Source organism: Staphylococcus kloosii (assembly GCF_032139365.1).
Lineage (GTDB): Bacteria > Bacillota > Bacilli > Staphylococcales > Staphylococcaceae > Staphylococcus > Staphylococcus kloosii_A.
In genome coordinates, this window is record NZ_JAVTDB010000071.1 from 22,217 (window position 1) to 48,343 (window position 26,127).

26 protein-coding genes are annotated in these 26,127 nt (G+C 32.2%); 22 read left to right on the plus strand and 4 right to left on the minus strand.

Annotation, left to right across the window (positions count from 1 at the left end; genetic code table 11):
- The first annotated feature begins 1 nt into the window (after position 1).
- The 3 genes from truA to rpsI all read left to right on the plus strand — a co-directional run bounded on the left by truA (position 2) and on the right by rpsI (position 1,861).
- Positions 2-805: a tRNA pseudouridine(38-40) synthase TruA gene (gene truA, locus RPL90_RS09675; RefSeq protein WP_313548419.1), complete on the plus strand. Its 804-nt coding sequence runs from the start codon at positions 2-4 to the stop codon at positions 803-805.
- Positions 806-1,011: 206 nt separating this feature from the next.
- A complete protein-coding gene (gene rplM, locus RPL90_RS09680) occupies positions 1,012-1,449 on the plus strand; it encodes a 50S ribosomal protein L13 (protein WP_048792946.1) in 438 nt (145 codons plus the stop codon).
- Positions 1,450-1,468: 19 nt separating this feature from the next.
- Entirely contained in the window at positions 1,469-1,861 is a 393-nt protein-coding gene (gene rpsI / locus RPL90_RS09685) for a 30S ribosomal protein S9 (protein ID WP_048792945.1), read from the plus strand.
- Between the two features lie 75 nt (positions 1,862-1,936).
- Here rpsI and RPL90_RS09690 read toward each other — a convergent pair whose 3' ends face one another.
- Positions 1,937-2,926, minus strand: coding sequence for an LLM class flavin-dependent oxidoreductase (locus tag RPL90_RS09690; RefSeq protein WP_313548428.1), 990 nt, complete (start codon positions 2,924-2,926; stop codon positions 1,937-1,939).
- Between the two features lie 135 nt (positions 2,927-3,061).
- On the opposite strand from RPL90_RS09690, the gene RPL90_RS09695 reads away from it, so the two are divergent.
- The 5 genes from RPL90_RS09695 to RPL90_RS09715 all read left to right on the plus strand — a co-directional run bounded on the left by RPL90_RS09695 (position 3,062) and on the right by RPL90_RS09715 (position 6,739).
- On the plus strand, positions 3,062-4,069 hold the full coding sequence (locus RPL90_RS09695; RefSeq protein ID WP_313548431.1) for an NADP-dependent oxidoreductase: 1,008 nt from the start codon (positions 3,062-3,064) through the stop codon (positions 4,067-4,069).
- A 15-nt stretch (positions 4,070-4,084) separates the two neighbouring features.
- Complete coding sequence (locus tag RPL90_RS09700; RefSeq protein ID WP_313548433.1) at positions 4,085-5,107, plus strand: zinc-binding alcohol dehydrogenase family protein; 1,023 nt, start codon at positions 4,085-4,087, stop codon at positions 5,105-5,107.
- 290 nt (positions 5,108-5,397) lie between these two features.
- Positions 5,398-5,934 carry an alkaline shock response membrane anchor protein AmaP gene (gene amaP, locus RPL90_RS09705; RefSeq protein ID WP_313548436.1) on the plus strand — a complete coding sequence of 179 codons (537 nt, stop codon included), beginning with the start codon at positions 5,398-5,400 and terminating at the stop codon, positions 5,932-5,934.
- Positions 5,935-5,946: 12 nt separating this feature from the next.
- The gene (locus RPL90_RS09710) at positions 5,947-6,186 is read left to right on the plus strand and encodes a DUF2273 domain-containing protein (RefSeq protein ID WP_061853464.1); all 240 of its coding nucleotides are present in this window, start codon (positions 5,947-5,949) and stop codon (positions 6,184-6,186) included.
- Between the two features lie 46 nt (positions 6,187-6,232).
- A complete protein-coding gene (locus tag RPL90_RS09715) occupies positions 6,233-6,739 on the plus strand; it encodes an Asp23/Gls24 family envelope stress response protein (RefSeq protein ID WP_313548440.1) in 507 nt (168 codons plus the stop codon).
- Between the two features lie 177 nt (positions 6,740-6,916).
- Here RPL90_RS09715 and RPL90_RS09720 read toward each other — a convergent pair whose 3' ends face one another.
- Positions 6,917-8,875, minus strand: a complete 1,959-nt coding sequence (locus RPL90_RS09720) for an IucA/IucC family protein (protein ID WP_313548443.1) — start codon at positions 8,873-8,875, stop codon at positions 6,917-6,919.
- 104 nt (positions 8,876-8,979) lie between these two features.
- On the opposite strand from RPL90_RS09720, the gene RPL90_RS09725 reads away from it, so the two are divergent.
- The 7 genes from RPL90_RS09725 (at position 8,980) to RPL90_RS09755 (ending at position 17,604) form a co-directional block, all read left to right on the plus strand.
- Positions 8,980-10,158: an MFS transporter gene (locus RPL90_RS09725; protein ID WP_313548447.1), complete on the plus strand. Its 1,179-nt coding sequence runs from the start codon at positions 8,980-8,982 to the stop codon at positions 10,156-10,158.
- Positions 10,151-11,908 (plus strand): IucA/IucC family protein, encoded by a 1,758-nt coding sequence (locus RPL90_RS09730; protein ID WP_313548450.1) that lies wholly within the window; start codon positions 10,151-10,153, stop codon positions 11,906-11,908. Before RPL90_RS09725 ends, RPL90_RS09730 begins: the two co-directional genes overlap by 8 nt.
- 4 nt (positions 11,909-11,912) lie before the next feature.
- Positions 11,913-12,974, plus strand: a complete 1,062-nt coding sequence (locus RPL90_RS09735; RefSeq protein ID WP_313548454.1) for an alanine racemase — start codon at positions 11,913-11,915, stop codon at positions 12,972-12,974.
- Between the two features lie 84 nt (positions 12,975-13,058).
- Positions 13,059-14,066, plus strand: a complete 1,008-nt coding sequence (locus RPL90_RS09740; RefSeq protein WP_313548458.1) for an ABC transporter substrate-binding protein — start codon at positions 13,059-13,061, stop codon at positions 14,064-14,066.
- Positions 14,067-14,077: 11 nt separating this feature from the next.
- Positions 14,078-15,109: a FecCD family ABC transporter permease gene (locus RPL90_RS09745; RefSeq protein WP_313548461.1), complete on the plus strand. Its 1,032-nt coding sequence runs from the start codon at positions 14,078-14,080 to the stop codon at positions 15,107-15,109.
- Positions 15,106-16,068: a FecCD family ABC transporter permease gene (locus tag RPL90_RS09750; protein ID WP_313548467.1), complete on the plus strand. Its 963-nt coding sequence runs from the start codon at positions 15,106-15,108 to the stop codon at positions 16,066-16,068. The genes RPL90_RS09745 and RPL90_RS09750 overlap by 4 nt, the downstream gene beginning before the upstream one ends.
- Positions 16,069-16,227: 159 nt before the next feature.
- Positions 16,228-17,604 (plus strand): YjiH family protein, encoded by a 1,377-nt coding sequence (locus RPL90_RS09755; protein WP_313548472.1) that lies wholly within the window; start codon positions 16,228-16,230, stop codon positions 17,602-17,604.
- 66 nt (positions 17,605-17,670) lie between these two features.
- On the opposite strand, the gene RPL90_RS09760 is transcribed toward RPL90_RS09755, so the two are convergent.
- On the minus strand, positions 17,671-17,991 hold the full coding sequence (locus tag RPL90_RS09760; RefSeq protein WP_313548479.1) for a heme oxygenase: 321 nt from the start codon (positions 17,989-17,991) through the stop codon (positions 17,671-17,673).
- A gap of 133 nt (positions 17,992-18,124) precedes the next feature.
- Entirely contained in the window at positions 18,125-18,385 is a 261-nt protein-coding gene (locus RPL90_RS09765) for a SunI/YnzG family protein (protein ID WP_313548485.1), read from the minus strand.
- Between the two features lie 176 nt (positions 18,386-18,561).
- On the opposite strand from RPL90_RS09765, the gene RPL90_RS09770 reads away from it, so the two are divergent.
- The 7 genes from RPL90_RS09770 to RPL90_RS09800 all read left to right on the plus strand — a co-directional run bounded on the left by RPL90_RS09770 (position 18,562) and on the right by RPL90_RS09800 (position 25,921).
- Complete coding sequence (locus RPL90_RS09770; protein WP_313548490.1) at positions 18,562-19,071, plus strand: metal-dependent hydrolase; 510 nt, start codon at positions 18,562-18,564, stop codon at positions 19,069-19,071.
- A gap of 107 nt (positions 19,072-19,178) precedes the next feature.
- The gene (locus tag RPL90_RS09775; RefSeq protein ID WP_313548495.1) at positions 19,179-20,369 is read left to right on the plus strand and encodes a UTP--glucose-1-phosphate uridylyltransferase; all 1,191 of its coding nucleotides are present in this window, start codon (positions 19,179-19,181) and stop codon (positions 20,367-20,369) included.
- Positions 20,370-20,383: 14 nt separating this feature from the next.
- The gene (gene trhA / locus RPL90_RS09780) at positions 20,384-21,070 is read left to right on the plus strand and encodes a PAQR family membrane homeostasis protein TrhA (RefSeq protein WP_313548497.1); all 687 of its coding nucleotides are present in this window, start codon (positions 20,384-20,386) and stop codon (positions 21,068-21,070) included.
- A 185-nt stretch (positions 21,071-21,255) separates the two neighbouring features.
- Positions 21,256-22,596: a multidrug efflux MFS transporter SdrM gene (gene sdrM / locus RPL90_RS09785; protein WP_313548500.1), complete on the plus strand. Its 1,341-nt coding sequence runs from the start codon at positions 21,256-21,258 to the stop codon at positions 22,594-22,596.
- Between the two features lie 165 nt (positions 22,597-22,761).
- Positions 22,762-23,217 carry a SepA family multidrug efflux transporter gene (locus RPL90_RS09790; RefSeq protein ID WP_313548504.1) on the plus strand — a complete coding sequence of 152 codons (456 nt, stop codon included), beginning with the start codon at positions 22,762-22,764 and terminating at the stop codon, positions 23,215-23,217.
- A gap of 25 nt (positions 23,218-23,242) precedes the next feature.
- Positions 23,243-24,682: an MDR family MFS transporter gene (locus RPL90_RS09795; protein ID WP_313548506.1), complete on the plus strand. Its 1,440-nt coding sequence runs from the start codon at positions 23,243-23,245 to the stop codon at positions 24,680-24,682.
- Between the two features lie 177 nt (positions 24,683-24,859).
- Positions 24,860-25,921 (plus strand): P-loop NTPase, encoded by a 1,062-nt coding sequence (locus RPL90_RS09800; RefSeq protein ID WP_313548508.1) that lies wholly within the window; start codon positions 24,860-24,862, stop codon positions 25,919-25,921.
- Positions 25,922-26,127: the final 206 nt, after the last annotated feature.

Genomic DNA, 26,127 nt, shown 5'->3' on the forward strand with positions numbered 1-26,127 from the left:
CATGCGTGTGTTAGTAAATATTTCATATCTAGGTACACATTTTATGGGATTTCAAATCCAACAACACGAAAGAACGATTCAACAGCAATTCGAACGTATATTAAAAAGAATGCACAAAAGACCAATACGTATTCACCCAACAAGTAGAACTGACAGAGGTGTACACGCATACGAACAATTTTTTCACTTTGATACAGAGTTGAACATCACGCCAGAAAAGTGGCGGTATGCAATGAATAGTGCTTTACCTAATGATATTTTAGTTAAAGCAGTTTCTTTCGTCGATGAATCATTTCATTGTCGGTATGACTGTGTAGGTAAATCATATCGCTATAAGGCATATGTGGCGCAAGAGCGTGATCCTTTTCAAAGTGGATTACGAACACATATCAAAGAGACGTTGAACTATGACAACATGAATGAAGCTGCTGCTAAATTTGTAGGCTCGCATGATTTCACTGGTTTCTGTTCTCAAAAAACTGAAGTTGACAGTAAAGTGCGTACAATTTATCAAAGCAACATTATACAAACGGAAGAGGGTTTTGATTATGTCGTAACAGGTTCAGGATTTCTATATAATATGGTGCGTGTACTCGTTGCATTTCTCATCGAAGTAGGTAAAGGACACCGTAGTCCAGAAGAAGTACCAAGTTTATTAGAAGCGCGAGATCGTAGTAATGTGCCGTTTACTGCAGCAGCAGATGGACTTTATTTAGAACATATATATTTATCAGAACAATCGCTTATTCAAGACTTTGGTGAAGATATAAAAATACACCGAAAAAAATCATTGCAAAATGACTAAATTACATTGACAAATTGACATAAAAATTATACGATTATCAACGGTATTGTTTTATATCACCCCACGATAAGCCCCGGAAACTTATTGTGTTACAAGATATATAAGCAGGTAGAACAACAGTTAACAAATAAATGAAATCGAAGCTTTTAATCGTAACAATTATTTAATAACAAAAGAACCATTCATTTACTAGGAGGACATTAATTATGCGTCAAACATTTATGGCTAATGAAGCAAACATTGAGCGCAAATGGTATGTTATCGATGCAGAAGGTCAAACACTTGGTCGTCTATCATCAGAAGTAGCAGCTATTTTACGCGGTAAGAATAAAGTAACTTATACACCACACGCTGACACAGGTGATTATGTAATCATCATCAACGCAGGTAAAATCCAATTCACAGGTAATAAAGCTCAAGATAAAGTTTATTACCGTCACTCAAACCACCCAGGTGGAATCAAATCTGTTACTGCTGGTGAGTTAAGAGAAAACAATCCAGAACGTTTACTTGAAACTTCAATTAAAGGTATGTTACCAAGCACTCGTTTAGGCGAAAAACAAGGTAAAAAATTATTTGTATATGGTGGCGCTGAACATCCACACGCTGCACAACAACCAGAAAACTACGAGTTACGTGGTTAATTAGAAGGAGGAAATTACATTGGCACAAGTTGAATATAGAGGCACAGGCCGTCGTAAAAACTCAGTAGCACGTGTACGTTTGGTACCAGGTGAAGGTAACATTACAGTTAATGGACGTGACGTACGTGCATACTTACCATTTGAATCATTAATCTTAGACATTAACCAAGCTTTCGACGTTACAGAAACTAAAGGTAACTACGATGTATTAGTAAATGTACAAGGTGGAGGTTTCACTGGACAAGCTCAAGCTATCCGTCACGGAATCTCTCGTGCATTGTTAGAAGCTGATCCTGAATATAGAGGTTCTTTAAAACGCGCTGGATTACTTACTCGTGACCCACGTATGAAAGAACGTAAAAAACCAGGTCTTAAAAAAGCACGTCGTTCACCACAATTCTCAAAACGTTAATAATATTACGTTACAAAAGCACTTTTCGTTCATCGAAAAGTGCTTTTTTTATGCTAATTTTTATTTAAAGTATAATTACTGCATTGTGCCTAAAAGTGTGATTAATCGTTCTCTATGTTCTTCGCCATATACATGAGGTAGTACCATAATTTCATCTGCGTTATAAAAACGTTGAATATGTGTTAATTGTCTATAAACTTCAGATATTGAACCTGCAATTACTCGATTTTCATTTTTAGCAATTTTTTCTCGCTCCCTTGTGGAGAAACCTCTTTCTTCAACCAATTTAGGTGAGGGATAGAAGTGTGGTTGTTCTAAATAATTAATTCTGAGTAACCACAAATGAAATGCTTTAGTTAAGGCGCTAATTGTAGTTTCATCGTCTGCGCTAATAACAAATGTAGCAACAATAATATAAGGTTGTTTAGTTGTATGATTTGCTGAAAAAGTACGACGATAGGTTTCGATCATTGCGTCGATTTTATTTTGAGACTGTCCCATTAACGCTATGACCAATGGTAAACCTTTGGTAGCAGCTATTTTTGCACTTGCTTCACTCGTCGATAATAAAAATAAATTGGGCTTGGAATCAATAATTGGGGTTGCTAACAATTGTTGAAATCTATTATTTGAAGATTTGTCATCATTAAAATAAGTACTTAAATCAGCTAACTGAGTTTCATAATCAGTTTGTTTAATCTTACCTTCATTGAGCGCTTTATTCACGTTGTTAAAACTCGGTGAGCGACCTATACCTAAATCAACTCTGTTGGGATGACGAGCTTCCAAAATTTTAAATTGTTCAGCTACTTTATATGCACTATAATGCGGTAACATGATGCCGCCGCTCCCAATATTAATCGAAGCTGTATTTTCTAATAGTGACATCATAATCATTTCAGGGGCACTGGAAGCTACTGAATAGACTTGATGGTGCTCAGCGACCCAGTAACGCTCAAAATGATATTGCTCAGCTAATTGCGCTAATCGTACAGTATGATTTAAAGCATCAGTCGCATTTCTATGTTCAAATATTGGGACATAATCTAATATACTTAACTTCATTTTTAAAACGCTCCATTAATTATTCAGAATTTTACGCTTATCATAACACGAGTAAATTTAATAAGCGATTTGATTGATTGATTGTAAATGAGGGAATAATATTTAACATATGATAAATATGAAGGAGTGATACAAATGAAATCAGAACAAGTAGTGCTTGCTAAAAGACCTGAAGGTATGCCGGGTGATGATGTTTTTAGATATGAAACTATTGAAGTAGCTAAACCTCAAGAGAATGAGATCATGGTAGAATCTCTTTATATATCGGTCGATCCTTATATGAGAGGGAGAATGAACGATTCTGAGTCGTATGTGGCACCATTTGAACTAGATCAACCGATAGTCAGTCATATCGTTGCTAGAGTGATTGAAAGTAAAGATAGTAATATTACTGAAGATGATATTGTTGTTGGTCGCTTACCATGGCGCAAAAAAATGACGGTGAATAGTGCAGAAGTCACAAAAGTTACAAATCACGATATTCCTATTTATTTATATTTAAGTGTGTTAGGTATGACTGGACAGACAGCTTATCACGGATTATTAAAAATAGGTAATCCTCAACCTAATGAGACAGTAGTAGTATCAGCTGCATCAGGTGCAGTTGGCTCAGTAGTGGGTCAAATTGCGAAAATAAAAGGCGCACGTGTTGTTGGTATTGCAGGTGGCAAAGAAAAAACGACTTATATAAAAAATGAATTAAGCTTTGATGAAGCGATAGATTATAAAGATAGTAATTTTGCGCAAAATCTTGCTCAAGCCGTGCCAGATGGTGTAGATGTTTATTTTGAAAACGTTGGTGGCGAAATTGCCGATGAAGTGTTCAAACACTTAAACCAATTTGCAAGAATACCTGTATGTGGTGCAATATCAGGTTATAATGATAATGACATTTCATTCGGCCCAAGAATTCAGCCTATACTCATAAAATCACAAGCACTTATGCAAGGATTTATTGTAGGTAACTATGCAGATGACTTTCCACAAGCAAGTAAACAGTTAGCGCAATGGGTAGAAGAAAACAAAATTAAAACAAAAACATCTATTATGGACGGTTTTGAAAATTTACCACACGCATTTAGAAATTTATTTAGTGGCGACAACTTTGGTAAACAAGTTGTTAATGTCGAAAATGATATATAAAAGGAGTGTCTAAGCATGAAAGCAATTGGAGCAGATAAAGGCTTCCAACTTAATGAAGGCAATTTATTTTATGAATTTAACCGAGCCAAACCTACACCTCAAAATCAGGAATTGTTAGTTAAGGTAAATGCGATTAGTGTTAATCCTGTAGATACTAAAATTAGACAAAGTCCTGTAGAAGACGGACCACGTATTTTAGGGTTTGACGCTGTAGGTATTGTTGAAGCAGTAGGTGAAAAAGTACGTTCGTTTGAAGTTGGAGATAAAGTTTACTATTCTGGTTCACCAAGTTATCAAGGATCAAACGAAGCATATCAACTTGTAGATGAAAGAGTCGTAGCTTTAAAACCAACAAACCTTTCAGATGTTGAAGCTGCAAGTATTCCATTGACTGCGTTAACTGCTTCAGAAACATTATTTGATGTATTTGGTATTTCACATCAACCTGAAGAGAATGAAGAAAAATCTATATTAATTATTAATGGTGCAGGTGGTGTAGGTAGTATTGCTACACAAATGGCTAAACATCATGGACTTAAAGTCATTACCACTGCTTCTAGACCGGAAACAATGGAATGGACTCAAAATATGGGGGCAGATATTGTATTAAATCATAACAAGGATTTAAGTAATGAGTTTAAGCAACATAATATAAAAGATGTTGATTACATCTTTTGTACGTTCGACACTGATTTATATTTTGAAAAAATGGTTGAACTTGTAAAAACGAGAGGTAAAATTGCGACAATAGTTGCATTTAACGAGAAGCAAGATCTCAATTTATTAAAATCTAAAAGTGTCACATTTACACATGAATATATGTATTCTAGGCCGTTACATGATGCACACGACTTAAATATACACCATCAATATTTAACGGATATTACCGAAAAACTAGAGGCAGGAAATTATAAACCAACGGTAAATAAAGTTATTGAAGGATTATCAGCAGATTCATTATATGAAGCGCATAAAACATTAGAAAGTCATAGCATGGTTGGTAAATTAGTAATCAAGCTAGATGACACAACAAACTAATAATTATTCAAAACAACCTTTTAAGTAAAGGTTGTTTTTTCTATGTTGAGTGACTAAAAAATGTTTAAGAGGGTAAATAAACGTAGTTATAATAAAATATACTTTATAAGAGGAATAACCTAATACAAAATTTCAAAAATGGTCAAGTTATATTGTTTTGGATAACTTATTATTTTATTTATTTTGAAAGAAAAGTTAAAAAATGTTTTTCGAAATTACTTATTGGGTATATTTTTGTATGACGCAGTACTAAAAATCACAGTTTAAATGCATAGGAGGTGTCATACGGGGTGAAACGCTTAAAGAACTTTATCTTAGGACTATTAATTGTTGTCATTGTTGGGTTCTTATTATTCATGTATATTGATGATTCGAGAATAACGCAATACCAACAATACCTATTACAATTTAATTGGTTCAAACCAACACTTATTGGATTGGCAGCATTTCTTATTTTGATAGGTCTTATCTTAGTATTTAGCTTGTTCAAACCTACGTATAGAAAACCTGGACTTTATAAAGATTATCAGGATGGACATATTTACGTATCAAGAAAAGCAGTTGAAAAATCTGCTTACGATACGATAGTAAATTATGATCAAATTAGACAGCCCAACGTAGTGGCTAAACTTTATAACAAGAAAAAGAACTCACATATTACAATCAAAGCTGATTTCTTTGTTCCAGGGGATGTACAAGTTAAATCATTAACTGAACAAATTCGAAATGATATTAAGCAAAATGTTGAACATTTTACAGAAATACCTGTAAAAAAATTAGAGGTCAATGTTAGAGATCAAAAAACCTCAGGTCAACGTGTGTTGTAAGGGAGGGTAATCATGACTAACAATAATAATCAAAATGGACAAGATTCCACTCAAGCAGTGATTGATATATTTAAATCATTTAAGTGGAGAATTATAGGTTTCTTAGCATTTTTAATTATCGCGATTCTATTTTTAACTTTAGGTTTCTGGAAAACAATTTTAATTATAGTATTGTGTTTAATTGGAATTGGTATTGGGTATATGAAAGACCGTAAGCAAGACTTTTTAAATTTTTTAAACCGATGGAGTTAAATCATAACTTTTAAAATTTAAAATTTACAATAAAGGAGAAATTAATATGGCAGTAGACAACAATAAAGCAAAACAAGCATATGATAACCAAACTGGAGTAAATGAAAAAGAACAAGAACAAAAACAGGAGCAACAAAATCAAGAACAAAGCTTCTCTAACAAATTAACTTTTGCTGATGAAGTAATCGAAAAAATTGCTGGAATTGCAGCACGTGAAGTTAACGGCATCTTAGCTATGAAAGGTGGATTTGTTGATAGCATATCAAATTCATTCGGTAGTAATAATGACGGTAATGTTACACAAGGCGTTAGCGTTGAAGTAGGAGAAAAACAAGCAGCAGTTGATTTAAAGGTAATTTTAGAATATGGTGAATCAGCACCTAAGATTTTCCGTAAAGTGACTGACTTAGTTAAAGAACAAGTTAAATATATTACTGGTTTAGATGTAGTAGAAGTTAACATGCACGTTGAAGATGTAATGACTAAAAAAGAATGGTCACAAAAAAATGATAAAAGCCAATCTTCAAATAAAGAAGAAAAAGGTTTACAATAATTAAAAATAAGAGCCTAAGACAATATTGTCTTAGGCTCTATTTTTATATGAGCAGTAGATGACTAAATTGAAAAAACGCTTGTATCAAGCTGCTTTCAGCTCTAGCCATCCATACTGGGGCGGGACTACAACATCTTCTTTTAAAAATAAGATGTTAGTTCCGCTCCATTTTTATTTCTATCGATGAAGTGGATTTGATACTTTAACATACGTATAATAATCGGCTTCATCTACTAGACGCATCGTCGTCACACACTTATAATCTATTTCTTTAGCAAAAATTGTTGCTTTAAATGCTTCTATATTATCCTTTGTTGTTATAGTATCCTTTGTTGTTATAGTATCCTTTGTTGTTATAGATTGTGCTATAGTATCGATATTTTCAGCTAAAATATCACTTAATTTACGCCAAACGTTTGATTCAAAATTAGAATCTGTAGCTACCTTAGCCACAGTTAAAATAAATTCACCTAAATGATTTTGTACAGTAGAATAAAATGCTTTATTAAATACTGTTTGTTGTTTATCAGTAAGAATAAGTGATGAATGATGGAAGTTTGAAGTACGATAACCCATATCAGCTAACTGATTCTTATTTATTCTTAAGCCTTCGAAATCTCTAATATAAATCTTGTTAAGTGAACCATCTTTATTAATAGCGACAACCGTATTTTGTAAATGAGCTTCTAACGCAATCCCATATTTAGCAACTAATGGTATGACTAAATTGAATAATTGCTCTCCATAATGTGTTAGCCATACATATGCTGCTTCATCAAAATCAGTGAATTGATAATTTTTCATATATTCGTTGATGATGGTCTCTAAGGACGAAGTTGGATTATAATGATGAGCGCTTACTAAACAAGAAGCGATAACAGCTGTCGCGTCATTATCAATAATTTGATAAATATTTTTTCTAAATAACGTAGCTAATTGTTCACTACGTTGTCGTTGTTTATCACCGTCATGCGTATTATAAAAATGTATGCCCGCCAATTCATCCACGGTAGTAGCTTGAATATTTTCGAATAAATCATCTTTAGTTAAAATTTGATTTAAAATTTGGGTTACTAATGGTCCATTATACGTCGTTTGCTCAGATAAAGTTCTGATTTCCCCAGTAATGTGTACATTTGTAGCTAGTTTGATATGTGGTAAAACATTTGGATATTTTGGCATTAATGTTCTAAATGATAACCCTGAGTAATAGGGAACATCATAATCAAGTAAAATAAAATACTCACTTGATATTAAATCTGTATATTCTTCTTTTAAAATGCGCTCATATTGCCAAGGATGTATAACAATAATATTGAAATTAGTATATTGTTCTGCGCTAATTTTATTTAACACAGATGTTTCAAGACCATCAAATTGTGCAAATAACGTTTCATTAAATGAGCCTTGTTGTGATTGCGCACGAGATAGATCTTTATGTAATAAAGCAAATTTTAATGTTAAAGGTGTGCCAAATTCAGATGAATAATTGATAGTCTCTTGTGGTGTCATACCTTTACGTAATTTAGCACCTGGGTGAAGCGGATGCCCTTCAATGACAGCTTGTTCTGATCTTAAATAACTATCTTCAGCATGTTTGATAAGTTGCCAAAGTTCTGTATGATCATGTTCAAAGTGAATCGCCTGAAAGCTAATTGCTAATGCTAAGTTGGCAGCACTATTAACCATATCCGCATTAAATTGCTCGCTGGCACTATTATTTAATTCTGGTAATTCGATTAAAATACAGTCTAATACTTCTGAAGGATGTAAAATACGTTTGCATTTATTATCCTCAATAAAATAAAAAGGACCTTCAACATCCACGCGGTCAAATGCAAATGAACCAGATATCGGAGCGATAATTGTTTTATTTACATTAGGATAATTAATTTTAAGTATCTTTGGCTGTGATGTAGAAACATCATAAGATAAATCATTAACATCTAAGATAGTGCTATAGAGATGACATTGCGCTAAGTTTTCTCTATACATTGACGTTATTAGCCGTTGCGTAATTTTGTCGCGGCTTGTCATAACTGTTTCTTTATATTTAGTCGCCCATGCTGGATTAGTTGAAGTTAAATATTCGTAAGCATGACGTTCATCTTCAGTTAATTCAATTTGCAGATTCATAATGCACCTCTAAAAAAATTATTTTACAAATGTATATTATATTTGTATAATCCATAATATCGATAATGATAATTATTATCAATTAAAAAGATAGGTGGATTTTCATGGCCAAGTACTTTTTTCCTAGTTCATTTCTTTTGTTTTTAGGGAATTGGATAGGACAGATTACTTTAAATTGGTATGTCTTTAGTTTATACCATAACGCAATATATTTGGGATTAATAAATTTTTTTAGATTAATACCCATTCTAATTTTAAGTTTATGGGCTGGTAATTTAGCCGATAAATATGATAAAGCTACATTAATCAAAATGACGATTTCGTTCTCATTTATTTTAACGAGTTTACTATGCATACTCAACATATCATTAGTTAAATTACCGATAATAATATTTTTAATTTATTCATTAGGTAGAGGGATACTTAGTGCGATTGAGACACCGATAAGACAATCGGCGTTGCCTAACCTTAGTTCCAAGTTATCGACTACGCAAGCAGTATCCTATCATTCATTTATAATTAATATTTGTCGTTCTATTGGACCGGCAATTGCAGGTTTTATTGTTGCAACATATAATTCACAAGTTTCATTTGTGATACAGGCAATTTGTTACTTGTTAGCTGCACTCGTTTGCCTACCGATTCGTTTTAAAGATAATGATCAAATACCAACAAGTAAAACATTATCATTAAAAGTAGTGACTGATTACTTTAAAGAAAATCTTGTTGGATCAAGAATTTTTATTACATCATTATTAATAATGGCTACGGGTTTCTCGTTTAGTACATTATTACCGGTGTTAACTGATAAAAACTTTCCGCATCAAGCAGCAATTTTTGGTACAGCCATGACATGTAGTGCAATTGGAGGTATTATTTCGACCGTAGTATTACCTAATATTTTAAATAAATTATCAATCGTTCAAGTTTATTATGGTAGTTCAATTTTATTTGGTATTTCATTGTTAGGAACGATGATATCTAATACATATACATTATTTATTTCAATATTTTTAATTGGTTTGTTCAGTCAATGGGCAAGAACCACGAATAGAATTTATTTTCAAGAACGTGTAAGTACCGAAAATCGAGGTAAAATAATAAGTGTAATAATGATGGATCGAGGAATGATACCATTAGGTTCTATGTTAATGAGCTTTATAGCTAGTTATTTTGGTATTATACAAACATTTATGATTATGGGCCTAAGCACATTATCAATTGCACTTATTTTTAGCCTTATTAATAACAGAAAAAAGTTGGAGGACCTAATTTATGATTAGTTCAGCGTGGGACTTAGCAGATTTAAACATTCAACATAGAGTGATGAACGCAATAATTAAAGAAGCAATATTTCCAGAAAAATTAGTGTTTAGTGAGCATAACAACCAAGTTAATTTACAATATAAAGGTCGAGCACTTGTACTTGATGTTGAAAGAAAAAGTATTATGCAACGTTATGTTTTTAATGGTAAGCCAACTTATAAATGCGGTAATACCCAATATTCAATCAATGATCTTGAACAATTGATTAACATTTTAACTTATGAATTTGATATTAATATTCAGGAACGTCTCGAAGAAGAATTATTATCAAGCAGAGATGGATTTGAAATTACTTATCAAAACTTTGAAAATAGAGAAAAACATATACATTCAAGTTTACGTTTTACAAGAATGCCAGAAGTTATTAATTTTTTCGCTTGGTTACAACATATAACTGCAGAGAGTGATTTGAATGATTTGAGTTATTCTGAAAGTCTTGTGTTAGAAGGTCACCCAACTCATCCTTTATCAAAAACAAAATTGCCATTAACACAAGAAGAAATGAAAAAGTATGCGCCAGAATTTGAAAAAGTTATACCACTTAAACTGATGTTAATTCATAAAGATAAAGCCGTGCCAACTACTATGGAAGATGATGAACAATTTATATTAGACAGTGTATTACCCGAATACAAATATAGATTAAAAGCATTTTTAGAACCATATAATTTAAAACTTAAAGATTATCACGTAATTTTAGTACATCCATGGCAATATGATAATGTTATTGTGAACGCATTTAAATCATGGATTAAGGATCAATACTTATTACCGACGCCTTTTGAAATTCCATCTAAAGCGACATTGTCATTTAGAACAATGGAATTAATTAATAAACCGTTTCATATAAAATTGCCAGTCAGTATACAGATGACTAGCGCAATTAGAACCGTTGGACCAGTAACGACTATAGATGGTCCACGCCTAAGTTATGAATTACAATCCATGTTGGATATTTACCCACACTTACAAGTAGCAACAGAACCATATGGTATATATGCGCATACTAATGAATCATTAGCTAAACAATTAGCTTGTATTGTTAGAAGAAAGCCTATTTTTGTACGTAATGGCGTAACCATCGTAACAGCGAGTTTAGTTAATAAAAATCCAATAGATAATAATTATATCGTCGACAGTTATCTTGAATGGATAGATAATGGTGTCGATAAAGATACTATACAAAAATTTATATTGCATTATGCCGATACATTGATCAAACCACTTATAGCATACATCCAAGATTATGGCATAGCATTAGAGGCACATATGCAAAATACAGTGGTTAATTTAGGATATGATTATCAAATGGCATTTATTGTGAGAGATTTAGGCGGCTCTAGAATAGATTTAAATACAATGCATAAACGCTTACCCAATGTGGAAATTAATAATAAAAGTTTAATTGGCGAATCAATAGAAGCAGTTATTGAAAAATTTCAACATGCAGTAATTCAAAATCAGATAGCAGAATTAATTCATCACTTTAATCAATATGATGATGTAGACGAACAAGAATTATTTAAAATTGTTCAAAGTATCGTTGATGATGCTATAGATGATAATAAACGTCATGCTACTGAATTAAGAAAGATTTTATTTGGGGACACAATTACAGTAAAAGCCCTTTTAAGGATGAGAATGGAAGATAAGGTAAAAAAATACGTTACTACAGAATTAATTAACCCATTAAGAAGAGAGGTGTAACGTTATGGTGCAATTACAAATTAATTTATCTAAAATTCAATATAATGCTAAAGTATTAATGTCTACACTAGCTGAGCATGATATTAACTTTACACCTGTAATTAAATGTGTAGCAGGGGATAGAAGAATTATAGAAGTATTAAAACATATTGGACTAACTCATTTTGCAGAAGCACGTATGGATAATGTAAATAAGTCATTAGCCGAAGATGTATCTTTCACAATAATAAGAAATGTAAATCAAAGTGAATTAGAAGATGTTGTCCTTAAAAGTAAAATGAGTATTCAAACAGAAATTGCTACAATTAGAAAAATAAATGAAATAGCTAAAAAATATCATAAAAAGCATCAAATATTGCTTATGATTGATTGGAAAGACGCCCGAGAAGGCATTTTAACTTATGATGTTATCGACTATATTCAAGAAATTATATCTATGCATCATATTTGTTTGTCGGGCTTAGCATTTAACTTTATGTGTTTCAATGCAATTCCTCCTAATGACAATGATGTAGAGATGATTAATCAATTTGTAGCCTCAATTGAAAATGAAGTAGGATTTCACTTCAAAATTATTTCGGGTGGTAATTCTAGTATGTTACCACAAATGTTTTATAATAATTTAGGTAAGATTAATGATTTACGTATTGGGGAAACACTATTTAGAGGTGTAGATACGACAACAGATAAACCGATTGCTACGTTATTCCAAGATGCGATTACAATGGAAGCTGAAATAGTAGAAATCAAACCAAGATTAGATATTTCTAGCGGTAAAAATTATTTGCAAGCTATACTTGATATCGGTTATTTAGATACTTACGTGGATGAAATAGTGCCAATTAATAACAACATTACAGTTCTAGGAGCAACAAGTGACCATGTAATGATAGATTTACAAAATTGTGATCATTATCAAGTAGGAGATCATATTAACTTTGCGTTAGGCTATAGAGCATTAGCTCAAAGTATGTATGCCGATAATGTACCGAAGCATTACGTAGAAGATTCAGGCATTCAACTCATGAATGAACACTTCATAGAGCAACAGTTAAATAGTTATTAAGTAAAGTTAATTTTATATTGACAATGATAATCGTTATCAATACAATTAAATATGTGATGTGATACATATTTAAGGAGTGAAACGATGAAGCATAAAGTCAAATTCATAAGTATTATGTTTTTAGCATTATCATTGTTATTAGTAGCAGCATGTGGGACAGTTAGTAATAACGATTCCAAGAAGTCTAGCAACAAGAGTGACTCTAAAGAAACAGTCTCAATAAAAAATGATGGGGGCACTACTAAAGTTAAGAAAAACCCTAAAAAAGTAGTGGCATTAGAATTTTCATTCGTTGATGCACTTGCAGCGTTAGGTATTAAACCTGTGGGCGTTGCAGACGATGGCGATAAAAATAGATTACTTGAGCCAATTCGCGATAAAATTGGTGATTATAAATCAGTAGGCGCTCGTAAACAACCTAACTTAGAAGAAATAAGCAACCAAAAACCAGACTTAATCATAGCTGATAGTAATAGACATAAAGGCATTAAGAAAGATTTAGAAAAAATAGCACCAACTATTATGTTACCTAGCTTTGATAGTGATTATAAAGACAATATTGAAGCATTCAAAACGATTGCTAAAGCTGTAGGTAAAGAAGATAAAGGTAAAGAAAGACTTGATAAGCACGAAAAATTAATGGATAAATACAGCAAAGAAATCACATTAGATAAAAAAGAAGCAGTATTACCTGCAGTTGCTTCTAAATCAGGCCTATTAGCTCATCCGGAAAATACATATGTCGGACAGCTTTTAAAAGAATTAGGTTTCAACAACGCTTTAAATAAAACTAAAACAGATAGTTTATCTAAATATCTAAAAGGGCCATATCTACAATTGAATTCTGAAGTTCTTTCAGATATAAATCCTGGTAGAATGTTTATTATGACTGATAAAGGTAAAGATGATCCAGACTTGAAGAAACAAGAAAGTGATAAAGTTTGGAAAGATTTAGATGCAGTTAAGAATAATAGAGTCGAGGTAGTTGATAGAAATACATGGGCTCGTGCAAGAGGTATCATTTCATCAGAAGAAATCGCTAAAGAATTAGTTAAGATTTCAAAAAATGAAAGTAATTCTCAAGATAAGTAAGGTGGAAAGTAATGGCTAAATTAAATGTATTTAGCCAAACTAAGATTAAACAAGATAAGCCTAAGCGAGCCGCACTCATATTTATTGTGAGTGTGTGCTTGCTTTTTATCGTAATGTATTTAAACTTAGCTATTGGCTCATCACAAATTACAACACGCGATATTTTCAGTTATTTTACAGGACATACAAATACGAAAGCAACATTTTTAGTGCATAACGTTCGTATGCCTAGAATGCTAGGTGGATTATTAATTGGTGCAGCATTAGCTTTAGCAGGTTTGTTAATGCAGGCGATGACCCGAAATCCATTAGCCTCACCACAAATTTTTGGTGTCAATTCAGGTGCGTCATTCGTAATTGTATTAATTACATTAGCGCTACCATCATTATCATCGATTTCAACTATTTTAGCATTTATTGGTGCATTTATCGGCGGTTTGACTGTTTATTTATTATCTGGTTCAACACAAAAAATCACACCAATTAAGTTGGCACTTGCAGGAATGGCAGTGCACTTGTTTTTTTCTAGTATGACCCAAGGACTTATTTTATTAAATGAAGATTCTACTACTACGGTAATGTTTTGGCTTGTAGGTTCATTAGCTACTATTAAATGGGTACAAGTAATGAATATTTTACCGTGGTTAGTTATAGCATTTGTAGTAACTATATTGATGGGAAGACAACTGTCAATATTAGAGTTAGGCGAGGATTTGGCAAAAGGATTAGGACAAAAAATACAATTAATACGTATCATGATCGGCATACTTGTTATTGTTTTAGCAGGTACATCGGTGTCGATAGCAGGTCCAATTGGGTTTGTAGGACTCATTGTACCGCATATTGTTAAGCATTATGTCAGTAGGAATTATTTATTGATGATTCCTTTATCGATGATAATTGGCGCGGATTTGTTATTACTATCAGATGTTCTAAGTCGATTAATTGCTTTTCCTTTCGAATCACCAGTTGGTATCGTTACATCATTTTTAGGAGCGATATACTTCTTAGCAATTACCATTAGAGGAGTAGATCGACTATGACAAACAAATTTTTATTTCGTTACATAACAGTGAGTATACTTTTAATTTTAAGTACGATTTTATCTTTAGCTGTTGGCGCAGTATTTATTAATCCAATAGATGTGATAAAAGATGTATTTGCACATAGCAATTTTATTATTAATGAGTACCGTATGCCTAGAATGTTACTAGCGCTTATTGTCGGCAGTAGTTTATCAATTTCTGGTGCGCTTATTCAAGGTGTTGTTAGAAATCCACTTGCTTCACCAGATGTCATTGGTATTACGAAAGGTGCAAGTCTAACAGCAGTTATTATTATCATGCTTTTCCCATCAGCACCACTATTTATTTTACCTTTTGGTTCGTTCGCTGGAGCGTTAATAATTAGCGTATTATTAACTTTCTGTATTAGTAAACTAAATGTAAAAGGATCTAAGTTAGCATTAATAGGTCTGGCCATTGGTGCGATTTGTACAGCAATCGTGCAATACTTATTAATTAGAAATCCACTAGATGCAAATAATGCATTAGTATGGTTAACAGGTAGCCTGTACGGTCATAACATGAATAATGTAGTGGCTTTATTGCCGTGGTTTATCATCACTTTGCCTATTATTTTTTATTATAGTTTTCAACTGGATGTTCTTAACTTAGGCGATGATGTGGCTATGGCTTTAGGCGCTAGAGTTAAACACGTCAAAGTAGTGTTGTTACTGTTAGCAGTAATATTAGCCGGTGCATCTATTTCAGTCGTGGGTGGTCTTACGTTTTTAGGTTTGTTAGCACCACATATTGCTCGTTCATTAGTAGGGCCAAAACATATACATGTTGTCACTATGTCTGGTTTAATAGGGGCTCTACTATTAGTTGTTAGTGATACCTTAGCTCGTGGTATACATCCTCCTTTAGATATTCCTGTAGGTGTTATTGTGACGATAGTTGGGGCACCATATTTTTTATATTTATTAAGAAAAATGTAGGTTATAATAATGTATATATAACTACTTATGTGATAGTTTAGTTATAATCAAGAAATTATACAACGTGAACTATTTACATAAATATACATATTAAGTTATAATTATTGCTGCATTATGGAGATGATGGAAAATAAACGACATCATAGGGAGATGAAGCTAATGAATCAATATAGTAGGTCACAAATTATTAAAGGTCGTTTGAAGTTTGTTATTATGTCGCTTATAGGAATAATCTTATTTTTATTACCTATCACGGTGACGAATGATGATGGAAAGAAAGAAACAACTTTAACAGTAGCGTTTTTAGCCGGTGTGTTAAAAGATTTAATTGGTGGCGCAATGCCAATAATAATCGTAATTATTATCACACTCTCGGGAATATTAACCTTACTGTGTTCTACAATTTTTAAAAATAAATTAAATCCGAATGGACTCATGTACAATGCTTTTAATGTTAAATGGATTTGGCTTATTTTGAGATTGTTAGCGGTTGTATTTGTATGGATTACATTTTTAAAAATAGGGACAAAAGTTATTTATTCTGAGGATACTGGCGCATTAATATTTACAAGTTTATTACCAACATTAGTAACAGTATTTCTTTTCGCGGCATTATTTTTGCCATTATTAATGGAATATGGTTTGCTTGAATTATTAGGTCCTCTATTTAGACCTATCATGAGACCACTCTTTACATTACCTGGGCGTTCAACAGTAGATAATTTAGCTTCATTTATTGGTGATGGCACAGTGGGTGTACTTATAACTAGTAAACAGTATGAAGGTGGCTTTTATTCAAAAAGAGAAGCAACCGTAATTGCGACAACGTTCAGTGTTGTATCTTTAACTTTTGCTATAGTAGTAGCACAGACCGTGCATATGCAAAATCACTTCTTCTACTTCTATTTAACGGTTATTGTATCATGCTTAGTTTTAGCCGTTATTACACCAAGAGTATGGCCATTACGTTCGGTTAAAGATGTCTATGCGAAAGAAGTGCCAGAGGAAATGCGTACGGAGAAATTACCAAAAGGTAAAACTGCATTAGGACATGGCTTTGATATGGCTACAGAAACAGGTATCAAAGCACCGGGCTTTAAAGCATTCTTTAAATCAGGTTTTAAAACTGTGATTGATATGTGGTTTGTCATATTACCTGTTGTTATGAGTATTGGTACTTTAGCGACAATTATAGCCAACTACACATCACTATTTGCGATTATTGGTAAACCGTTTGTACCATATTTAGAATTATTGCAAATCCCTGAGGCAGCGCATGCTTCTGAGACTATAATTATTGGTTTCGCAGATATGTTCTTACCTTCAATACTAATTGAAGGTGCCAATAGCAATATTACTTTATTTGTTATCGGGGCGCTAAGTATCACGCAACTTATATACCTGTCAGAAGTTGGGGGAGTAATTTTAGGCTCTAAAATTCCTGTCAGTATATTTAAGTTATTTGTGATTTTCCTTATTCGTACAATTATCGCTTTACCTATAATTGCGTTAATGGCGCACTTATACTTTAGTTAAATATTATTATATACAGTTAAAAGAAAAGTACGCATCCATATTATGGTGCGTACTTTTTTAATAAAATTAATTATTATTCAATGTTGATAATACATTTGCTTTTACAATTTTATTACCTAAGACAGGTGATTCTTCTTTATTTGAGCCATCCTTTTTACTATGTGCTTCTTTAAAGGCATCACTATGTAACCAATTTTTAAAATCTTCTTCACTTTCCCACCATGTATTTACATACATTTGATCATAATCTTCAGAATCGTCGATTTGCCAAACTTCTATGCGATGAAATCCAGGTAATTCTTGTATTTTTCCACCTGATGTGAATTTACTGGCCATTTTTGCTGCAAATCCTTTTTTTACGTCAATGCGATTCGTTACTACGTACATAATAGTCACCACCATGATTGATTTAATAAAGTAAATTATAATTTTATAATAGAAAGTTCTCTATCTATAGTCAATATAAAAGGCATATAAAAAGAGACGATAGCTAGGATTAGTTATCGTCTCCTTTTATATATTATTTAGTTAATTCATTATAAACTTTTTGATCGTTTTGAGTATAAATAATGTATTCATGATCTGCTGTATCGATAATAACTCTGTTTGTTTTACCGAAAGTTGAACCAATTCTAGAAACTTTTTCTCTATCTAGTTTAGGAACAGCATGAATATTTTGATCTTGAGAAATGTTATTAATTTCGTTGTTAGGAATTTTAATATCTGCTACTCTCCATTGAATTCTAACTTCATTATTATCTTTTTTTACTGTCATTGCCATATCTAGAACACATCCTTATAAATATTTTGTAGCTACATCATATAATAAAATGGAATCGTTTTCAAGTTATTGTGTGATACTTTTTTAAAATATGTCATACTTTAATTGTTTTGCGAAAGTATGTTCGCTTAAAATGAGTGTATGTGATAAAATATGTACATTAAGGAGAAGTGATAATGACAGGGAAAACGCATGCTTCGTGTGGTGTTTTAGTAGGAGCTTTAGCCATTGAATATTATAAGACAGATTTGTTTACATCAGTGACGATAGTCGTATTAGCTGTGATTGCTAGCTTATTACCAGATATCTGTCATACCCAAAGTAAAATTGGGCGCAAAATTAGAGTGTTGAGTTTTTTTATTCGATTGCTTTTTGGGCATCGAACCTTTACACATTCAATTTTATTTATAGTTATAATAGGATTTGCTCTCTACGTAATACAAACACCACAATATTATTTTATAACGATAATTACTGGGTTGATTTCGCATGTTATACTAGATATGTTAACGCCTAAAGGTGTGAAGTTATTTTATCCTATACCTTTAACTGTTAAATTACCGATAACTTTTAAAACAGGTGGCTTAGTAGATTTATCGCTAGCTTCTGCACTTATAATAGGAAGCCTATATACTTTGTTTAAATCTAATATAGATGATTTAATTAAATATTTTATAAGTTATTAGTTGTTATATTAATTAATATGCTTTATCGTACATACAGTGTTTTTATATTAATGTATTTTATATAGTTTAGTTATTTCTAGTACATTAGAAATGTTAGGAGAGAATAAATGTTGGATAAAAAAGAACTAGACAAATTCAATCAAGGTCATTTGGTAGAATTCGAAAAGTTAATGAGTTCAAATGAAAAGGCACAGCTAAATGACAAGGTTAAATCACTTGATTTAGAACAAATTCAAAATTTATACCAATCATTATATGTAAATAAAAAAGTAATTGAAGATGTATCTTCAGTGCAAGAAGTTAAATATGAAAGAAAAGCTGATTTTTCACAACAAATGTTGGAAAGTTATGAACAACAAGGTATACAAGCCATCAAAAACGGAAAGTTTGCAGTTGTGTTGATGGCTGGTGGGCAAGGGACACGTTTAGGTTATAAAGGCCCAAAAGGGTCATTCGAAATTGAAGACGTAAGTTTATTTGAATTACAAGCTAAGCAATTACTAGACTTACAAGCTAAAACAGGAACAACTGTAGATTGGTACATTATGACGAGTAATATTAATGACAGAGAAACAAGGTTATTCTTTGAAGATGAAAGTTATTTTGGTTATGACAGTGATCATGTACATTTCTTTATACAAGACAATGTCGTTGCACTTTCTGAAGAAGGTAAATTAGTTTTAGATGTGAATGGTAAAATATTAGAAACTCCAAATGGCAATGGAGGCATATTTAAATCATTAGAAAAAGCTGGATATTTAGCTGACATGCGTGAAGCGGGTGTAGAATATATTTTCATAAACAATATCGACAACGTTTTAGTCAAAGTGCTCGACCCAGCGTTTGCAGGGTATGTGGATGCCCACGGTAAAGATGTATCAACTAAATCGATTCAACCTAAAAAAGGTGAAAGTGTCGGGCGCTTAGTCAATGTCGACCATAAAGATACAGTTTATGAATATTCAGAGCTATCTGAAGACACTGCTAACGAAATTAATAACGCTAATATTGGTATACATGCGTTTAAGTTGTCATTTATACAAAATGTTGTTGACCGCGATTTACCGTATCATCTTGCCATTAAGCGCCTAAAACAGTTAGATGAAGATTTTGGTGTTATTGAACAACCGACACTTAAATTTGAACTATTTTATTTTGATATTTTCAAATATGCGAATAGCTTTATTACATTGCAAGTTAATAGAGACGAAGAGTTTTCACCTCTAAAAAATAAAGAAGGTAAAGATAGTGTAGAAACTGCTACTCAAGATTTAAAACGTATGAACATCATAAAATAAGGGTGATTAATTGAATGAACGAATATACAAACGACAAGCATGACCATAAAATTATGGAAACTTTTAAAGATATTATCCCTTTATCATTTGGTGAAGAAATAGGTAATGCCGCTTCTCATGGTATCGCTGCATTTCTAACATTATGTGTATTGCCATATGCAGCAGTACGCAGTTATATACATGGTGATGTATTACTTGCATTTAGTGTTTCAGTTTTTGTAATTAGTATATTTTTAATGTTTATATCATCAACGGTTTATCATGCTATGGCGAACAATTCTGCACATAAATATATTATGAGAATTATAGATCATAGTATGATTTATGTAGCTATTACAGGTACTTACACGCCTATTTGTTTATCACTCATTGGTGGTTGGATGGGCTGGACAGCTATGATTGTGTTGTGGAGTATTACAATTTGGGGTATTTTATACAAATCATTGGCTAAACATGTTAATCATAAATTAAGTCTTTTTATGTATTTAGTTATGGGTTGGATAGGTATCATTTTCGTTCCTACAATCGTTAAACATACTTCAATTATTTTTATGCTGTTTATACTTTTTGGCGGTATTGCTTATACGATTGGCGCCTGGTTTTATGCACAAAAAAACAAGCCTTATTTTCATATGATATGGCATATATTTATAGTATTAGCTTCTGTATTTCACTTTGTGGGTATTGTTTACTTCATGTAAAAGATAGCCGTTTTAAAGAAGCATATTAAACGACGCAGCATCCTTTCTCTTAAAGATAGGGTGCTGCGTCGTTTAATATTTTTAATATAGGCCATCAGTATTATTTTTAATTTTTTCTGTTGCACGTTATCGGTAAAAATGGTTAAGTAATGTGTGGCAATTTTTTAGGAAGAAGTGGTGAGATTATGAATATAAAATCTATAGGAATTGTTGTTGCATTGATTTTAATCATGTTTATGTCAGCGATAGAAACGTCCATTGTATCTTTGGCTCTCCCTACAATTAAACATAATTTCAATGCAGGAGGTTTAGCTTCTTTAGTTTTTGCAGTTTATTTTATAGCAATCGTCATTGCAAACCCAATAGTAGGAGAAGCATTAGATCGTTTGAAAATTAGTTATATAACTATAGTAGGACTCATCTTATTTTCAATTGGTAGTTTACTTTCTGGTTTAAGTGCCTCGTTTTCTATGCTGATAATATCTCGCTTTGTACAAGGATTAGGTGCTGGTGTAATGATGGCACTAAGTCAAATCGTTCCCAAATTAGCTTTTGACATCCCACTTAGATATAAAGTTATGGGAACTGTAGGAAGCGTATGGGGGATATCAAGTATTGTAGGTCCTTTATTAGGTGGTGTAATTTTACAATTTTTATCGTGGCACTGGTTATTTTTTATTAACTTGCCAATTGCAGCTATCGCTATCATACTTGTTTTACTAACTTTCCACTTTAAATCTGAAACAAGTGCGTCTAAAACGAATAGAAAATTAGATGTTAAAGGTATGACTGTATTTTATATAATGATATTTACATTTTTATTTGCGGTTATGAATAAAACGCATTTGGTACTTAACCTTATAGCAATCATATTCACTATAATCGTTGCTTACATACTTTATCGTTATGAAAAAGGTTTAAATAAGCCATTCATTCCAGTGACTGAATTTAATAAAACAATAATCGTTATTTTTACAACTGATTTTATCTACGCAATGATACTTATGGGCTATAACATTTATATGCCTGTATACTTGCAGGAACAGTTACATCTTTCCCCACTACAAAGCGGATTTGTTGTATTCCCAATATCTATAGCATGGTTGATTTTGAACTTCTCATTAGATAAGTTAGAGTTGAAATTTTCAAGAAGAGGACTTTATCTATTTGCGTTTACCTTATTACTTTTTTGCGGCGTGTTCATACTATTTGTGAAAGAAGCACCATTATTCATTGCCTTTAGTTTATTATTAGCCGGTGTCAGTTTTGGTACAGTATATACAAAAGATAGTGTGATTACACAAGAAGAAACCAGCCCCCAACATATGAAACGAATGATGTCTCTCTATACTTTAACTAAAAGTTTGGGGAGTTCAATAGGATCAACAGTGATGGGGTATGTATATTACTTGTCATTATCGTATGTTAAGTTCAATATTTATAATGTCATTATGCTAACATTTGTCTTATTAATCGCACTCATTATTTTATGGCTAGTGACACAACGTAGAGAATGTGTGAGATAAACAAATAAAGAGTAATTGAATTGAAGTTAATGCTTAGTTAGTATTATAATTACTATTATTAGTATTTGACTTTTAAATAGAATTATTAAAATTTATACTTAGTTAATAAGAAAATGAACCTGGTTGATATTTCGTTATAGCACTTAATAGGAGGGCAAAGATGCTATGAAGTTTATAAAGTACTTTTTTACAACGCTAATTGTTCTCACTATTTTTGTAATATCAGGTGCAATCTTTCTAACTTTCTTAGGTTTTGGCTTGTTTGGACTAAGCCGTATTCTTATTTACTTTCATCTGGCCTATTTTGGATACAACCGAGGTTTTTACGACAATTTATTATATTATGGTAGCTATATTGTTTTTGGTTACTTTACGTTATTTGCCGTCGAAAATTTAATGGATTATTTTAGGAAAAAACTGAGCAACAATCCATATTTTCAAGGTTTAACGTATCATTTAATAACTTTTGTCGTGACAACTTTGCTTTTTTATTTCGTCGTTCACATTCACTACACTTATATCAACATAGAATTTTGGGTAATCTTAGTCATTATGGGACTATTATTTATATGTAAAGAAGTATTTTATCCAGATAGTAAAGATTTAAATCAAAAAAAATAATGGAGTTACTGAAAGGAGTGACTGGATGCCCTCGCAATCCGTATCTAATTCACAAAGAAACATGATTGTTGCGGTAATGATCGTCAGTGCGTTTGTTGCCATATTAAACCAAACATTACTAAATACAGCTTTACCTCAAATAATGAAAGGTCTAAACATTTCCGAAAACACGTCACAATGGTTGGTTACCGGTTTTATGCTTGTTAATGGTGTTATGATACCTTTAACAGCTTTCTTAATGGATAAAATTAAGACACGTCCGCTTTATTTAATAGCAATGGGTATATTTTTAGTTGGTTCAATCGTCGCTGCACTTGCACCAAATTTTGGTGTGTTAATGTTAGCTCGTGTTATACAAGCAATGGGTGCAGGTATTATTATGCCATTAATGCAATTTACATTATTTATGTTATTCCCTAAAAGTAAACGTGGTTTTGCAATGGGGTTAGCAGGCTTAGTTATTCAATTCGCACCTGCAATTGGACCTACCTTATCAGGTTTAGTCATTGATGCTACAAGTTGGAGAATGCCATTTATAATCGTTGTAGGTGTGGCATTGTTAGGATTTATATTCGGAGCTATATTTATTAGAAGCTACAATGAAACGAAGGATACAAAACTCGACAAAAGATCTGTTGTATATTCTACTCTAGGTTTCGGAATTTTACTTTATGCATTTAGTAGTGCAGGTAATCTAGGATTTTCTAGTCCTATCGTTATTATTGCACTTATAGTCAGCATTTTTATTATTGGTGCATTTATTAGAAGACAATTAAATATAGACAATCCATTATTGAATCTAGTCGTATTTAAAAGTAGAGTTTTCACGTTAACGACTGCATCATCTATGATTGTAATGATGGGGATGGTAGGACCTGCATTGTTAATTCCATTATATGTACAAAATGCGTTAGGGTTATCTGCATTTTTATCTGGTTTGGTTATTATGCCCGGGGCAATTATTAACGGCATAATGTCTATATTTACTGGTAAATTTTATGATAAATATGGTGCTCGTCCATTAATCTTGACTGGATTCACATTATTTTTAATTTTTACTATATTACTTTGCTTCCTAACAGTTGAAACATCTTATATGTATTTAGTTATTGTATATGCATTAAGAATGTTCTCAGTATCATTATTAATGATGCCATTAAATACGGCCGGAATTAATTCATTGAAGAACAAAGATATTTCGCATGGTACAGCTATTAGTAACTTTGGTCGTGTTACAGCAGGTTCATTAGGTACTGCGCTTATGGTTACCTTTATGACAGTAGGGGCGAAAATCTTTGCGCCTAAACCAACACCACATGAGAGTAAAGACTTATTACAACGTCAAGCTATAGCAGGTGGGGTAGACTTTGCATTCGCTATCGTAGCAGTACTCGTAGTTATTGGATTAATTATGGCATGGTTCGTTAGAGAAGATAGAACAAATGTAAATACAAGGGAAATTTAATATATTTATGTTTATGAAAGAAGTTAGTTTATTAAGTTTTGAACTGTGAGCTAACTTCTTTTTTCATATTAATTTAAAACTTATACTTACAGTAAATTAATTATTACTATACATAGCTTATTGCAAAGAGTTTTTGTTAGAATAAAATTAATAATAACAATTTGAGGGGGATTTACTGTGTTAACAGTTGAACAAGTTAAAGAGCTTGTTGGAAATATAAATGATCCAATAATAAATGTACCATTGTCTGAAAATGATGGTGTCGTTGAAGTCTCTATTAAAGAAGAAATCGAGCACGTGAGTGTTAAAGTTGCGATTGCACAATTAGGAGGTCAACCACAATTAGATCTTCAAATGAAAATAGTAGAAGCATTAAAAGAAAATGGGGCAAATACAGTAGGTATACGATTTGAAGAACTTCCAGCTGATATAGTGGATAAATATAAAGGGTCATCTAGTGACCAACCACAAACTATTGAAGGGCTTTTATCTAAAGACAACCCAGTAGAGTTTATTGCAATTGCATCAGGTAAAGGTGGCGTTGGGAAATCAACAGTAGCGGCTAACTTAGCAGTATCTTTAGCTAGAGAAGGCAAAAAAGTTGGATTAGTCGATGCTGACATTTATGGATTTAGTATTCCAGACATGATGGGAATTAATGAAAGACCTGGCGTTGATGGTAAAGAAATTATCCCAGTTGAACGTTACGGCGTTAAAGTTATTTCAATGGCATTCTTTGTTGAAGAAAACGCACCCGTAATTTGGAGAGGACCAATGTTAGGTAAAATGCTAAATAATTTCTTCACGGAAGTACGCTGGGGAGATTTAGATTATTTAATTTTAGATTTACCGCCTGGAACAGGTGATGTCGCTTTAGATGTTCATACGATGTTACCTTCTAGTAAAGAAATTATTGTAACTACACCACATCCAACAGCAGCATTTGTAGCAGCAAGAGCAGGTGCAATGGCGAAACATACTGAACATTCTATACTTGGTGTTATTGAAAACATGTCTTATTTCGAAAGTAAAGAAACTGGTAATAAAGAATATGTATTTGGTACAGGCGGCGGTGAAAAATTAGTAGAAGAATTAAAAACTGACCTTTTAGGTAAGTTGCCATTAGCGCAACCTTCATGGGATCCACAAGATTTTGCACCTTCAATATATCAAGAAACAGACGACTTAGGTAAAATATACCAATCTATTGCTCAACAGATCATCGAAAAAACGCAATAGCCAAAGTGGAAAAGTACACAATTTATTGTGTGCTTTTCTATTGCATTTTGTAGATTTGATGGTAGAATAATTCTTTGTGAGCCAATAATAAGTAGTTGATAACTAAAGATTATTGCTTAACAAAAAATATTAAAAAGTAGTTGACTTAAAAGTCGCTATTTGATAGTATATAAAAGTCGTCAAAAACGACAAAAATATTATTCAAT